Source organism: Micrococcus terreus, assembly GCF_900116905.1.
GTDB classification, from domain to species: Bacteria; Actinomycetota; Actinomycetes; order Actinomycetales; family Micrococcaceae; genus Citricoccus; species Citricoccus terreus.
Genome location: NZ_FPCG01000004.1, coordinates 1 through 13,345 on the forward strand (window position 1 = coordinate 1; position 13,345 = coordinate 13,345).

Annotated in this window: 13 protein-coding genes and 2 pseudogenes; 10 read left to right on the plus strand and 5 right to left on the minus strand. The window is 68.2% G+C overall.

Going from position 1 to position 13,345, the window contains the following annotated elements:
- The 3 genes and pseudogenes from BM355_RS05935 to BM355_RS05945 all read right to left on the minus strand — a co-directional run.
- A pseudogene (locus BM355_RS05935) lies at window positions 1-358 on the minus strand (transposase); the annotation flags it as partial.
- A gap of 54 nt (window positions 359-412) precedes the next feature.
- Window positions 413-685, minus strand: a pseudogene (locus BM355_RS05940) (cation efflux transmembrane domain-containing protein); the annotation flags it as partial.
- The gene (locus BM355_RS05945; protein ID WP_091696103.1) at window positions 685-1,062 is read right to left on the minus strand and encodes an ArsR/SmtB family transcription factor; all 378 of its coding nucleotides are present in this window, start codon (window positions 1,060-1,062) and stop codon (window positions 685-687) included. The pseudogene BM355_RS05940 and the gene BM355_RS05945, both read right to left, overlap by 1 nt.
- Before the next feature lie 406 nt (window positions 1,063-1,468).
- On the opposite strand from BM355_RS05945, the gene BM355_RS05950 reads away from it, so the two are divergent.
- The 4 genes from BM355_RS05950 to BM355_RS05970 all read left to right on the plus strand — a co-directional run bounded on the left by BM355_RS05950 (window position 1,469) and on the right by BM355_RS05970 (window position 6,737).
- Complete coding sequence (locus BM355_RS05950; protein WP_091696105.1) at window positions 1,469-1,930, plus strand: hypothetical protein; 462 nt, start codon at window positions 1,469-1,471, stop codon at window positions 1,928-1,930.
- A gap of 930 nt (window positions 1,931-2,860) precedes the next feature.
- On the plus strand, window positions 2,861-3,628 hold the full coding sequence (locus BM355_RS05960; protein WP_177227859.1) for a response regulator transcription factor: 768 nt from the start codon (window positions 2,861-2,863) through the stop codon (window positions 3,626-3,628).
- Between the two features lie 136 nt (window positions 3,629-3,764).
- Window positions 3,765-5,294, plus strand: a complete 1,530-nt coding sequence (locus BM355_RS05965) for a sensor histidine kinase (RefSeq protein WP_091696111.1) — start codon at window positions 3,765-3,767, stop codon at window positions 5,292-5,294.
- A 300-nt stretch (window positions 5,295-5,594) separates the two neighbouring features.
- Window positions 5,595-6,737, plus strand: coding sequence for an IS110 family RNA-guided transposase (locus BM355_RS05970; protein WP_091696114.1), 1,143 nt, complete (start codon window positions 5,595-5,597; stop codon window positions 6,735-6,737).
- Window positions 6,738-7,150: 413 nt separating this feature from the next.
- Here BM355_RS05970 and BM355_RS05975 read toward each other — a convergent pair whose 3' ends face one another.
- Window positions 7,151-7,387: a helix-turn-helix domain-containing protein gene (locus BM355_RS05975; protein WP_091696117.1), complete on the minus strand. Its 237-nt coding sequence runs from the start codon at window positions 7,385-7,387 to the stop codon at window positions 7,151-7,153.
- Window positions 7,388-7,897: a DUF2975 domain-containing protein gene (locus tag BM355_RS05980; RefSeq protein WP_091696120.1), complete on the minus strand. Its 510-nt coding sequence runs from the start codon at window positions 7,895-7,897 to the stop codon at window positions 7,388-7,390.
- A gap of 183 nt (window positions 7,898-8,080) precedes the next feature.
- Here BM355_RS05980 and BM355_RS05985 point away from each other — a divergent pair, with 183 nt between their 5' ends.
- From BM355_RS05985 to BM355_RS06010, 6 genes are all read left to right on the plus strand, one after another.
- Window positions 8,081-8,326 (plus strand): hypothetical protein, encoded by a 246-nt coding sequence (locus tag BM355_RS05985; protein ID WP_091696123.1) that lies wholly within the window; start codon window positions 8,081-8,083, stop codon window positions 8,324-8,326.
- A 162-nt stretch (window positions 8,327-8,488) separates the two neighbouring features.
- On the plus strand, window positions 8,489-9,970 hold the full coding sequence (locus BM355_RS05990; RefSeq protein WP_091696125.1) for an amidohydrolase: 1,482 nt from the start codon (window positions 8,489-8,491) through the stop codon (window positions 9,968-9,970).
- A 343-nt stretch (window positions 9,971-10,313) separates the two neighbouring features.
- Window positions 10,314-11,186, plus strand: a complete 873-nt coding sequence (locus BM355_RS05995; protein ID WP_177227860.1) for a CapA family protein — start codon at window positions 10,314-10,316, stop codon at window positions 11,184-11,186.
- Window positions 11,183-12,172, plus strand: a complete 990-nt coding sequence (locus tag BM355_RS06000; RefSeq protein ID WP_091696131.1) for an N-acetylglucosamine-6-phosphate deacetylase — start codon at window positions 11,183-11,185, stop codon at window positions 12,170-12,172. Before BM355_RS05995 ends, BM355_RS06000 begins: the two co-directional genes overlap by 4 nt.
- Entirely contained in the window at window positions 12,141-12,932 is a 792-nt protein-coding gene (aroD, locus tag BM355_RS06005) for a type I 3-dehydroquinate dehydratase (protein ID WP_177227861.1), read from the plus strand. Before BM355_RS06000 ends, aroD begins: the two co-directional genes overlap by 32 nt.
- Window positions 12,929-13,339: a DUF3054 domain-containing protein gene (locus BM355_RS06010; RefSeq protein ID WP_245760636.1), complete on the plus strand. Its 411-nt coding sequence runs from the start codon at window positions 12,929-12,931 to the stop codon at window positions 13,337-13,339. The genes aroD and BM355_RS06010 overlap by 4 nt, the downstream gene beginning before the upstream one ends.
- Window positions 13,340-13,345: the final 6 nt, after the last annotated feature.

A 13,345-nucleotide genomic window follows, 5' to 3' on the forward strand; every position in this document is an offset into this window, starting at 1 on the left:
TCGATGAACGCGACTATCTCTTGTGCTGGCGGTCGAGCTCCGCCCCGAAGAAAGAAGCAGCCCTCTTGAGAATCTCGTTGGCCCGGCGCAACTCGCGATTCTCCTGCTCCAAAGCCAGCACCCTCGCGGCCTCGTCGGTGGTGACGCCCGGGGTATGGCCCTCATCGATGTCAGCCTGCTTGACCCAGGTCCGCACCGATTCAGTGCCATATCCCAGTTGCTCGGCGACTCGTTTCACGGTGCCCTGGGTGGTACCTAGCTCGGCGCGCAGCGTGCGCACCATCCGCACCGCTGCGGCTTTCTCCTCCGCGCTGTACCGACGCGTGGTCGGCTGATCCTGCCAGATATCCTTCGGCATAACCCCATCCTCGTTTCCAAGGTCAGGAGTCTCCAAGAAACCCAGGGCGATTCAAACCTCGATCCGGGCGAAGCCCCACGTGCGCTTGCTGTTGGCCGGGCACAACATCATGGTGGCGGCGATGGCCGCCACGGCCAGCCCGGAGGCGTCGGCCAACGCGTGGGCGGTGTCCGTCAGCAGGGCCAGGCTTCCGGTGACCACGCTGCCCACGGCCTGAGCCACCACGATGACCGCGGTGATGCTGAACGCGATCAGCAGCCGGGCGCGCATCCCCCGATCAGCCTCCCGCGGCACGTGGCTATGGCTGTGCTGGTGTCCGGCACCCATCAGCCCTCCTCGGTGATCAGATCGTCGTGGTCGTGGTGGTCGCGCAGGGACAGCGACACCCCGGAGGCCCCCAGCAGCGCGTCCGCACTCTGCATCAGATCTGTCAGACGGGGCCGGTCGGCCAGGCAGAACCACGAGGACCGACCCTCGGCGCGCATCATGACCAGGCCGCAGTCCCGCAAGCAGGCTAGGTGTTTGCTGACCGTGGACTGTGCCAGGTGCATGTGGTCCACCAGATCCCGGACCCGATGCTCACCGGTGGCCAGGTGCTCCAGCAGCGCCAACCGGGTCGGCTCCGCCAGCGCATGGAACAGTGCTGCGTAGGCGCCGCGGTCCTCGAACCCCGCAGGCTCGTCATGGATTGGATATATCGTCATGCAGCGATGATATCAGTATTGGACGATTTGGGGAGGTTGAGTGCGATATGGCCGACGTGCCGTCCGGGCGCCTGCCGGGCAACGACCGACGCCAACGGGCACCCTCGCTGATCAGGGGCGGGGCGCTCAGACCGGTCAGCATGACGTTCAGCACCAGCGCCGCGCCCAGGAGTCGCAGGCCCGCTAACGTCCGCCGGGTCGAGGTGCGCGGCACCGCCGGGCTGACGCACTTCCGACATTCACGCAGGCCAGTGTTGAAATCGACAGAGGTGATGGCCGGTACACGCGTGGCCAACGGGATCATGCGTTGAAGACGGGACAGTCCACGGGGGTGACGGGCCTTGACTAGTGCCGCAGTACGCGACCAAAGGTCTCTCGGATCGAACACTCGGGAGACAATGGAGTTATGTACGCGCCGATCGATCTTCAGACCCCCCTCGTCACCCAATGGACCGGCACGCTCCTGGCAATCGTGGGGTTGGCGGTCCTTGCCCATGGGGTGTGGCGCCGCAAGCGCTACCAGGCTCACTTGGACGACGAGGACGCCCGCTACGCCGGACCGGATCGGGTGAAGGATGCCGTCCGTGAGACGTTTGCGGGGGCAGGGGTCCTCTTCCTCGGCCTGGCGCTTCTCGCCTATGCGATCTACGGAGACATCACCTCGAAGAACAACATCCAGGACAACGTCGCCAAGAAGTACGGGGTCGAATCGGTGGAAGACAAGGGGTGGCGCGGCAATGCGCTCACTGCCGACGTCACCATGCCTGACGGCACCGTCCACCAGGACGTCCTCATCGTCTTCGAGGACTCCGGCGAACCGCAGATCAACCGTGACCTGGGCGGCCCTGCCACCGACGGCACGGAGTAGGCCGCATCGGACGCCCGCGTTTTGCCACCGTCCATGCCGTGGCCGGTCTGCAGGATTATCCCCTCCGCGTTCCGTCTGCAGCCCGCCGCGGATTTCACCCTGGAAGTTAACCGGACCGCCCTTCCCTCCCTGATGGATCCAGGCATCGATTGGCTCTACCTGTCCCCGGTGCTCGGCGTGGAAGAGGGGTCCAACCACGGGTACGACGTCGTCGGCCCCACACACGTGGTTGACACCCGCTGCGGCGAAATCGGGCTGTGAGACCTAGCCGAGGCCGGCCTTTCGGGCGTCGTACACGACCATATGCCACATTCGTGCTTCCTCGTACCGCGCGATGCTCGCGTGCGTGCCTCCGAGAATGCCTGAGCTGTCGTCTCAAAGTCGACCGAGATCTCCCTCCCGTCCCGCGGCCGGGTACTCGACCGCGGTTCATCCTAGAGGCGGCACGCCAGCACATCGGTGTCCCTCGCGCCGGTGACGAGAGACGGTGCCCTCGGCCTCCCTCACTGACACTTCCGCCTCGCGGGCATCATAGATCGCCATGCGCGTGTTTACGGGCGCCAGAACGTCCTGACAGCATGCCGGGAGGCCGCCGACAGCGAACACACATGGAGATTGAGGAGATCAAGCTCTCTGAGGGCGTGCCGAGGGAGCTGTGGGTCTACAGCGACCGGTGGATCGTCCGCCCGGCTCAGGCATTGGGCCACCAGCGCGATCCGTGGAATATCGGCTGGCCTCCCCGGCGCCGTAGACGGCTCGGAGACGGGCACCTCGGTGGCCACGGGGCTGCGGGAGTTCCATCCCGGATGCGGAATGCACAGTTTGGGCACAGCTCCGGTTGTCGTTCCTGACAGGATGGGAGTCTGGACTGTCAGTAAGGTTTTGCCGGCACCTTGCCGACCCGTCTCCGTCCGATTCCAGGAGTCTTTCGTGTCCTCATCGTCTGCCCCAGGCTCGCCTACGTCCCTCGCGGCGCTGCACGAGATTCTGCCTAAGCTCTCCCACCCGGATGGCAGCCCCCTGCGTGCGCTCGTCGTGGACGACGAGCCGATGCTGGCCGACCTAGTCTCCATGGGCCTGTCCCTGTGCGGATGGGAAGTGCACATCGCGCACGCCGGACGCGCCGCCATCGAGACCGCCCGCTCATCCCAGCCGGACGTGCTCGTGCTGGACTGGATGCTGCCGGAACTGGACGGACTTCAGGTGCTGGAGAGGATCCGGGCCTTCCGTCCCGAGGTGCCGGCGTTGTTCCTCACCGCCCGGGACTCGGTGGACGACCGCATCCGCGGCCTGGCCGCGGGCGGGGACGACTACGTCACCAAGCCGTTCTCCCTGGAGGAAGTCCTGATCCGCCTGCACCGGCTGGTCCAGCGTTCCGGGGTGGCCGCCCAGGACGCGCACGAACTGGTGGTGGGCGACCTGGTGCTCAACGTCCGCACCCGGGAGGTCACCCGCACCGGCGTGCCGGTGGACCTCACCGCCACTCAGTTCAACCTGCTGCAGTACCTCATGGAGAATCCCCGGGCCGTGCTGTCCAAGGCGCAGATCCTGGACCACGTGTGGCAGTACGACTTCGGCGGACAGGCCAACATCGTCGAGCTGTACATCTCCTACCTGCGCAAGAAGATCGACGCCGGCCGGACCCCGATGATCCACACCATCCGGGGCGCCGGGTACGTCCTGCGGCCGGCGACCTGAGGCCACGCCGGTGACCTCACCCTCTCCCTCCACCTCGTCGCTGCCGTTGCCGCCTGCCTCGTCATCGCCTGTTACATCTGTCCTACCCTCTCCCGCCGCCCGGCCACGGCGCCGGGTGGGTTTGGCGGTACGGACCATGGCCGGCGTCGTGGCGCTGCTGACCGTGGTGCTGAGTGTCTTCACCGTCACCTCCCTGGCCCTGACCGGACAGACCGTGGAGGCCCAGCTCAAACAGAGCGTGGAACAGGCCTGGGACCGCACCTACAACTTCCTGTGGCGAGGCTCCAGGGACGCGCCGGACTTCACCGGCCGCAATCCGCTGGAGGCCTCCGCCCAGCCGGAGGGGATGCTGTTGCTGCTCATGACCGGTGGCCAGGTGGCCCAGGCCTCGCGGCTGAACGCGGATTGGCACGCCGTGGAACTCTCCGCGCAGGACGCGGAGAGACTGGCCGCGCTGGCCGAGGAGACCTTACGAGCCCAGGCGGCACAGGACGCCGCGTTGGCTGAGCTGCCTGCGGAGGAAGCGGAGGACGTGTTCGATGTCCGGCTGACCCGCACCATGGACCTGGACGGGGGCCAGTCCCTCGTGCTCTCGGAGGTCGTCGACGACGAGGACGGCGTGGCGGTCGTCGGAGTGCCCACGGCGGCAGTGGACAGGATGAAGGCCGGGCTGGCGCGGGTGCAGGTGCTCGGCTCGCTGGCCGCGCTGGTGCTGGCCGGGCTGCTGAGCTGGTGGTGGATCCGCCGCGCCCTGCGTCCGCTGGGCGACGTGTCCCACGCCGCGGCTCGGGTGGCCGACGTCCCCATGGGATCCGGTGAGGTCTCGCTGGCGCCCTACCGGGTCCGCGGGGACCTGGCCCGCCCCGGTGACGAGGTCGGGGACGTGGGATTCGCCCTGAACCAGCTGATCGGCTCCGTGGACGGGGCATTCGAGGAACGTAACCGCTCAGAGCAACGGCTGCGTACCTTCGTGGCCGACGCCTCCCACGAACTGCGCACCCCCCTGGCCGCGGTGCGCGGGTACACCGAGATGATCCGGCTGACCGAGCCCCTCTCGGACCAGGGCCGGGAATCGGTGGCGCGGGTGCTCAGCCAGGCCGACCGCATGGGGTCACTCGTGGAGGACCTGCTGCTGCTGGCCAGGCTCGACGCCGGACGAGACGTGCCACGCGGCGAGGTGGACCTGGGCGAGATCGTGGTGGATGCCGTCATGGACGCCACCGCAGCCGGCCGGGACCACACCTGGACGGTGGACGTGCCCGAGGACCCCGTGACGATGCTCGGCGACGGGCAGCAGCTGGCCCAACTGGTTGCGAACCTGCTATCCAACGCCCGCAAGCACACCCCAGCCGGTACCACCGTGGTGGTCCGGCTGAAGGAAGACGGCACGTGCGACGCGGCCCAACCGCGGGACCGTGTGACGGCCAGCGGGGCACGGACCGCCCGGCTGACGGTGGAGGATGACGGTCCAGGGATCAACCCGAAGCTGCTGCCCGACCTGTTCGACCGGTTCATCCGCGGGGACACCGCTCGCACCACCACGGAGGGGTCCACGGGACTGGGGCTATCCATCGTCCGTTCGGTCGCCCGCGCCCACGGTGGAGAGGCCACCGTGGAGAGCGAACTAGGACGGACCACGTTCATGGTGGAGCTACCGACAGCGTGACCGGCCGAGACTGACTCTCTGCCGTCCTCTTGAGGCAACCACGCGCGCTGGCGTTGCCAGGATTCACCTCGCCCCACACCACACCTGCCCTGGCCTGCATGGACAGACCACCACGTCGGGGCACCTCACAGGTTCTGCACAGCCACGGCATAAGGAGGGCCTAGACGCTATGAGGTGAAGGGAGGTCGGGACCTGCACTGTTCAACATTGCGTGGGTTGCCGGCCGTGCTTCCCTTCCCGGTCGCCCGGTGACGGGGATTGACTGGTAGTGCCACAGTTGAATCTTTGGGAGGTCCCGACATGTTCGATCGTACTTATGTGGGGCTGGATGTGCATGCTCAGAACGTCGTCGCCTGTGCCCTGGACACGGCCACCGGCGAGATCGTCCGGGACAAGATGGCCTGCGACCCGGTGGCCGTGACCGCCTGGCTGGAACGCTTCGACCCCGAGCATCTGCAAGTGGTCTACGAGGCCGGACCTACCGGCTTCGGGCTGGCCCGGCACCTGCGCCTACACGGCATCGACTGTGTTGTCGCGGCCCCGTCCAAACTGCTGCGCGCCCCCGGCGACCGGGTTAAGACGGACAAGCGCGACGCGATGGGCCTGGCCAGGATCCTCTCGCTGGGCCAGATCACCCAGGTGCGGGTTCCCACCCTGGGCCAGGAAGGGCTGCGGGACCTCTCCCGAGCCCGGATGGCCGCGGCGAAGGACCTGGCCCACTGCCGGCAGCGGATCAACTCGCTGCTGCTGCGCCACGGACTCCACTACCCGGAGAAGAGCCGGTGGACCAGCCCACACCTTGCCTGGCTGGGCCGGCAACGCTTCGACTCGACGGCCACGGCATCGACCCTCGAGTCCTACCTCGAGCAGCAGGTGCTGCTGATGCAGCATCTGAAGCGGCTCGAGGCCGAGATCACCGAACAGGCCAAGAACTCCGAGTATGCGCAGGTGATCAACGCGCTGATGTGCTTCCGGGGGATCGACATCACCACCGCCTACGGGCTCGCCGTGGAGATCAGCGACTGGACCCGCTTCACCGGATCGTCCATCGGCGCCTACCTGGGGCTGGTGCCCTCCGAGCACTCTTCCGGGGCCTCTCGGGCCCAGGGCCCGATCACCAAGGCCGGCAACACCTACGCCCGGCGCCTGCTCGTGGAAGCCGCCTGGCAACACGACCGGCCGTTCAGACGCCCCGGGACCAGGCTGCTGCGCCAGCTCCAGCTTGTGGACTCGGCAACCCGGATCCGGGCGCTGGAGGGCAACCGGCGTCTGCACCGGGCCTGGGAGCGGTTCAACGCCCGAGACAAGCTGCGCACCAAGGCCAACACCGCCATCGCCCGGGAACTGGCCGGCTGGTGCTGGTCGGTCGCCGCACCGCTACAACAAGCCGTCCAGGACAAGGCCTGGCCGGTGCCGGAAGGAGCCGCGATGAACGCGGCCTGAACCCCCTGAACGTACCCTGCGGACCGCGTGGGGCGATGAGGCAGCACGTGGAGCCAACCCGAGACCTGACTATGGACAACCGAGACCCCGGTCCCGGCGACGCCCGACTCTAGACCTCGGAATGCTCCTGCCGAACAATCGTCATGCGGTACCCAACCCGCGAATATCAGTCTGACCCTGTCGTCGACAAGACGCGCCTACGCCCCACCACCGCAGCGGTACATGAAGAACGGCCCCGGACACCGACTGGTCCGGAGCCGTTCTTCTCTGCCACTTGACAAACGAAGCTACATATCAGTCATTGGTAACAGATAGATGCTTACCTGACAGTCCACGATCAGTTCACCCACTGCAGTAACCGAGATCTCGGGAAAGGCGACTCCCCTGTTGCCGTCTGCATCATCGTCGCCGGTTCAGCCCGTCCCTGAGGGCGACTGGCCTCTCGCGTCCGGCTCCCATCGCAGCAGATCGCCGGGCTGGCACTGCAGCACCTCGCACAGTGCCTCCAGTGTGGAGAACCGGACCGCCTTGGCTCGACCGTTCTTCAACACAGCCAGGTTCGCCGGCGTGATGCCCACTCTCTGGGCCAGCTCCCCCACGGGCATCTTGCGCCGGGCGAGCATGACGTCGATGTCCACCACGACCGGCACTCAGATCACCTCCGCCAGCTCCGCGCGCATCTCCACCGCCTGCGTCAGGAGCATGCGCATGACCACCATCAGCACCGCCGCTCCCCCAGCGGCCACGCCTGCCACGCCGAACATCAGCACGATCCCCGGTGCCGCGTCTCCGGGTGCCAGGGCGACGCCCGCGGTCAGCAGGCACAGTGTCACCACGGCCATGCACCCGATGATGACGTCCACCTCGCGGAACGAGCGGGCCTCGAACACCGTGGACTGCCGCACGCGCGTCAGAAGGCGCCACATGCACACCAGCACCACCTGGGCGGCCAACGTCCCCACGACCACCGTGACCGCTCCCACCAGGCTCAGGTCGAGGACGCGCTGGGCGCTCCACATCCCGACCACATCCCGCAGCACCCGCGGGATTACGAACACCTGCGCCCACAGGACCGCCAGGAACACCACGGCGATCGTCGCCTTGCACCCCAGCACGGAGAGCCTGGCGCTGGTGCCTTGCCTGCCTCGTCGGACATCCATCACACATCGACCTCTCACTGGAACCCACCGCTTCTCGAGAACAATCTATTGTTTATCGATACCGATGACCAGTCTTGTCCTCCCCCGGATGTACCACCTCATCCTCGAGGATGAGGTGACCGGGTGACGATACGGTCCGTTCGGAGGATCCGCGCGGGGCCCGTCCCCGGACAGGATGGAGTCATGCTCGCCGCCGACGCCACCACCAGCACCGTTCAGCACAGCGACCTCCAGACCGATCGGACGGCACCCGCGCCCGCAGGCGGCGTCAGCTCTGCCGACCGACTGATGCTCCACATCGTCGTCGGCCTGGTCCTCGGCGCTGCTTTCGCCGTGGCCCACGAGAACTGGCTGATGATCATCGTGGGTGGCGCGCTCGGCGTGCTCTTCGGCAGCACCGGCACCGTCCTGGAGCGCCACAGGGTCTGAAGGACACAGGTCACTCCCCTGCCCTGACGCGAGTCACCTGACCGGCCACCCCGTAGTCTGTGCGAGATACGGGAGTGAACACCGATGCGGCAGGCGGGCCTCCGATCCCTTGCGGGACTCGACGCCACGCTCCGCCTCCCCTGACCAGGATCGGAGCCTCACATGTGCTCCCAAATCACCCCCGTCTTCGACGTCCTCTTCACGAACGGTGTCTTCCACACCCAGGATCCCGAGCGTCCCACCGCTCACGCCGTCGGCGTCCACCAGGGTCGGATCGTCAGCCTCGATGAGGATCTGCCGGCCACCGCCTTCCGCGAGGTCCACGACCTGGGAGGCGCCGCCGTCGTGCCGGGCTTCCATGGCGCCCACTGCCACCTGACCCATATCGGCCAGGCCAGCATGCAGATCGACCTGCGCCCCAGCGCCGTCTCCTCCATGGAGGAGCTGCTGGCCGCGGTGGATGCGTTCGCCGCAGACGCGCCGGAAGGCAGCTGGGTGATCGGCCAGGGTTACGACCAGAACCGGCTGGGCGAGCACCCCACCGCCGAGCAGCTGGACGAGGTCAGCCACGGCCACCCCGTCTACCTGATCCACAACTCCCGCCACATCGGCGTGGCCAACACGAAGGCCTTCGAGATCGCCGGCTTCCCGGAGCGCCGTGACGTCCCCGTTCCCGACGGCGGCGCCGTGCCTTCCAGCGAGAGCGGCCAGGCCGAAGGGCTCCTGCAGGAGACGGCCAGGTCCCTGGTGATGGACCACATCCCGGCCAACACCGCCCAGGACGTGGCGGACATGGTGGCCGCGGGCTCGGAGGAGGTGCTCAAGCTGGGCATCACCTCGATCGTGGAGCCCGGGATCGGCGCGCCGGATCACATCGGCATGTCTCGGTTCGACCTGGCCGGGTTCCAGATCGCCCAGGAGCAGGGCCGGCTGGGCGTGCGCGCCACCGTCATGCCCTATCTGACCACGCTGCACCGCGTGGGCGAGACCGAGCAGGAAGGCCATCCGCTCTACACGCTGGATCTGGGCCTGCGCTCGGGCATGGGTGATGACCGGCTGCGGATCGGACCCACCAAGGTCATCTCCGACGGCTCCCTGATCGGGCGCTCGGCCTACATGTGCTGCGACTACCAGGCTGATCTGGACCAGGGGCGGGAGAACAAGGGGCTGTTGCAGTTCCCCGAGTCCGATCTGCGCGAGCGTCTCATCGGTGCCCACCTGGCGGGCTGGCAGCTGGCCATCCACTCCATCGGCGACGCCGCCCTGGATGTGGTGATGGACATCATCGAGGAGGCCCAGCAGATCCGACCCCGCCCCGACGCCCGGCACTGCCTGGAACACGTCTCCGTGGTCAGTGCCGACCCGATCCTGAACATCGCCGCACTTGTGAACCGTCAGACCTCCTCCGGCGCAGACTTCGTGCCTGCCGAGCGGATCACCGTGGAGCAGGCCGTGCGTGCCTACACCGTGGGCAGCGCACGGGCCGTCCACCGGGAAGCGGACCTCGGCACCCTCTCCCCCGGCAAGCTCGCGGACTTCGTGGTGCTCTCGGAGGACCTGTACACGGTCCCCGCCGAGCAGATCGAGTCGGTGCGCGTCACCGCCACCGTCGTCGGCGGACGACTGGTCGCTGGCAGCCTCTGAACCACGTCGTCACCGATCCGAGCATCATGCTGCCGTGAGTCTGCGCGCGATCATGCGGGTGGATGCCGGTCAGACGGCGCCGCTGTGTCACGATGGATCGGTGACTTCATCCTGCCCGTCCTCTGCCCACCGCAGGAGTGGGCGCAGCGGTGCCGCCCTGCTCACTGTCGCTCTCCTGGCGACCGGCTGCGCCGTGACACCCGAGGACGACTCTTCCTCCCCGCCTTCGGCCCTCGCCTCTGGTGAGGCGAATGCCTCGGCAACGGCGCCGTCGTCGGGTCGTCCGTCTGCGGCATCCCCGTCCGCGGCCCCGTCCTCGACTGAACCTGCCGAGCCGCGCACCATGACCCTGAACGTCTCCGGCGACCTGCTCTGGCACTCCCCCCTGTGGGAGGTCGCGGAGATGGATGCCCAGGACACGGGCAACGGTGAGATGGACTTCCTGCCTCAGCTGGAGGACATTCAGGAGTACATCAGCGCCGCCGATGTGGCCGTCTGCCAAGCGGAGGTGCCGTTCGCGCCCGAGGGAGGTCCCTACACCAGCTACCCGGACTTCTCCGCTCCGCCGCAGATCGCGGACACCATCGCCGAGCTGGGCTTCGATGTCTGCACCACCGCCTCGAACCACACCCTGGACGTGGGGTTCGAGGGACTCGTGCGCACTCTGGACACTCTGGAGGCGGCAGGAGTCGAGGCCACCGGCGCCTACCGCACCCAAGAGGAGGCCGAGCGCCCGTTCATCCACACCACGGACCAGGGCGTGAAGGTGGCGATCGTCTCCCAGACCATGCCGGACCGCCAGCAGCGGCGCTTCGCGGAGCAGGTCACCGCCTCCGGTGAGGTGGATGTGATCTTCGGTCAGCACGCGCACTGGGTGCAGCCGGTGGACATCGTCAACGGAGTCTGGGTGGTCTACGGGACCGGCAATATGATGGCCCTGCAGGAGTCCGGCCGCCCCGGGACCTACGACGGCGCGATCGTGGAGCTGACGTTCACCGAACAGCCCGAGGGCGGGTTCACCGTCACCGACGCCGAATTCGCCCCCACCATGATCCAGGGACTGAGCATGGACCGCACCCAGCGGGCCCGTCTGCACCTGATCCCCGACGCCTGGGACGACCACCCCGAGCTGGCAGAGCGCTTCGCCGCCTCCGCCCACCGCATCCGCCAGGCCATCCGCGCCCTGGGGGTCGAAGGGCTGCGGGAGCGCGAATGAATCCGCACCGGTCCCCAGGCGCGTTCGTGGACATCCACTGCCGTGGCGGGGCCGGGGTCGAGATCAACGGGGAGACGGACCCCACGCCGGCGTTGGAGCTGCACGCGCGGCACGGGACCGGAGCCCTGGTGGCCTCGCTGGTCAGCGCCCCGATCGACCGCCTGGAGGCCCAGCTCAGTGCGTTGGCGGCCTACCGACGTGCGCGCCCGGACACCATCCTGGCCGGAGTGCATCTGGAGGGCCCGTTCCTGGCGGCCAGCCATCGCGGTGCCCACGATCCAGCCCATCTGGTCTCCCCCACTGCCGACCTCGTCGATCGCCTCCTGGGAGCTGGAGACGGACTGCTCCGTCAGGTCACCCTCGCCCCGGAGCTGCCCGGTGCCCTGCAGGCCATCCGGGACCTGACCGCGGCGGGGGTGCGCGCCGCCGTCGGGCACACCGGGGCCGACTATGCGCAGGCCCGGGGCGCCTTCGAAGTCGGAGCCACCCTGCTCACCCACGCGTTCAATGCCATGCCTGGACTGCATCACCGTGCGCCAGGACCGGTGGCCGCAGCACTGGACACGCCCGAGGTGACGCTGGAGGTGATCGCCGACGGCGTCCACGTCCACGCCCCGCTGCTCCGGCTGCTCTTCATCGCCGCGCCAGAGCGGATCGCCGTGGTGACGGACGCACTCTCCCCCACCGGATGCACCGGCGGCACCCACCGTCTGGGCGATCGCACCCTGAGCGTGCTGGAGGGACGGGCGGTGCTCGCGGGCACCGAGATCCTGGCCGGCAGCACCCTGACCATGGACCGAGCGGCGGCGCACCTGGAGAGCATCGGCATCAGTGCCGCCGCCATCCGGCACGCCACCACCACGGCGCCGGCCCGCGCCCTGGGGCTTCGGCTCCCGGTGGGTGCCGGTACAGTGATGGCCGACCCCCAGGGTCAGCAGGATGAAGGAGGCGACCGTGGATCCAAGCAGCACCGTGACGATCGGTGAGCGCACGCTGGGCTCGGGACACACTGCGGTGATCGTGCCGCTGACGGGCGCCAGTGAAGACGAGCTGATGCGCCAGGCGCAGGCGGTGGCCGAGCATCCGCTCACCGAGCGGATCGACCTGGTGGAGTGGCGGGTGGACCTGCTGGACGACCACGCCCAGCGCAGCGCGGATGACCTGACGGCGCTGGCGACGCGTGTGCGTCAGACCGCTGGCGGCATCCCGTTGCTGGCCACCGTGCGGACGGCGGCGGAGGGTGGTGCGGCAGAGGTCTCGGATCAGCAGTACCTGGACCTGGTGGCCGCACTGAGCGCCTGCGCCGCAGTGGATGCGGTAGACGTGGAGCACCGTTGTTCCACTGCCCGGCAGGCCATCCAGACCGCACAGGCCTCCGAGACCACGGTGATCGCCTCCCACCACGACTTCCAGCGCACCCCGTCAGCCCCACAGATCCTGGGCCACCTGGCCGAGATGGAGGCCACCGGGGCGGACGTGCTGAAGATCGCCGTCATGCCGCACACCCCTCAGGACGTCCTGACGCTGCTCGAGTCCACCCTGACGGCTGCCGAACGGATGAGCCGGCCGATCATCACCATGTCCATGGGGGCCCAGGGAACGCCCTCCCGACTCTGCGGAGGCCTGTTCGGATCCGCCGCCACGTTTGCCTCCATCGGGCAGGTCTCTGCACCGGGACAGCTGCCCGTGGAGACCGTGATCGCCGTCCTGGACGCCCAGCAGGCCCCCCAGGGGGAAGATCGATGACCATGAGTCACACCGGCCAGAGAAACCGTTCCACTGCCTGGCCCTGGATCACCCTGGGGATCGACGCCGTCCTGGTGATCGCGTTCGCCGCACTGGGACGCCGGTCCCATGACTCCAGCCTGGATCTGGCCGGAGTGCTGGGCACCGCCGCACCGTTCCTGATCGCCCTGCTGGTGGCCGCCGCGGTGACCCGGCACTGGAACACCTGGCATCAGATCTGGCCGGCCGGTGTGCTCAGCTGGATGATCACCGTGCTCGGCGGGCTGCTGCTGCGCGTGAGCCTGTTCGATCAGACCGCTGCGCTGGCCTTCCAGCTCGTGGCCGCGGGAACCCTGTTGGTGCTGCTGCTGGGCCGCCGCCTGGTCACAGTGCTGCGGCGCCGCAGCCGGACCGACCGCGCGTCCTAGACTGAC

What these genes read in the sequence shown, in the direction of transcription:
- BM355_RS05945 (WP_091696103.1), bottom strand. Translation starts at nt 1,062, where the DNA reads ATGACGATATATCCAATCCATGACGAGCCTGCGGGGTTCGAGGACCGC.
- BM355_RS05950 (WP_091696105.1), top strand. Translation starts at nt 1,469, where the DNA reads ATGTACGCGCCGATCGATCTTCAGACCCCCCTCGTCACCCAATGGACC.
- BM355_RS05965 (WP_091696111.1), top strand. Translation starts at nt 3,765, where the DNA reads ATGGCCGGCGTCGTGGCGCTGCTGACCGTGGTGCTGAGTGTCTTCACC.
- BM355_RS05970 (WP_091696114.1), top strand. Translation starts at nt 5,595, where the DNA reads ATGTTCGATCGTACTTATGTGGGGCTGGATGTGCATGCTCAGAACGTC.
- BM355_RS05980 (WP_091696120.1), bottom strand. Translation starts at nt 7,897, where the DNA reads ATGGATGTCCGACGAGGCAGGCAAGGCACCAGCGCCAGGCTCTCCGTG.
- BM355_RS05985 (WP_091696123.1), top strand. Translation starts at nt 8,081, where the DNA reads ATGCTCGCCGCCGACGCCACCACCAGCACCGTTCAGCACAGCGACCTC.
- BM355_RS05990 (WP_091696125.1), top strand. Translation starts at nt 8,489, where the DNA reads ATGTGCTCCCAAATCACCCCCGTCTTCGACGTCCTCTTCACGAACGGT.
- BM355_RS05995 (WP_177227860.1), top strand. Translation starts at nt 10,314, where the DNA reads ATGACCCTGAACGTCTCCGGCGACCTGCTCTGGCACTCCCCCCTGTGG.
- BM355_RS06000 (WP_091696131.1), top strand. Translation starts at nt 11,183, where the DNA reads ATGAATCCGCACCGGTCCCCAGGCGCGTTCGTGGACATCCACTGCCGT.
- BM355_RS06010 (WP_245760636.1), top strand. Translation starts at nt 12,929, where the DNA reads ATGACCATGAGTCACACCGGCCAGAGAAACCGTTCCACTGCCTGGCCC.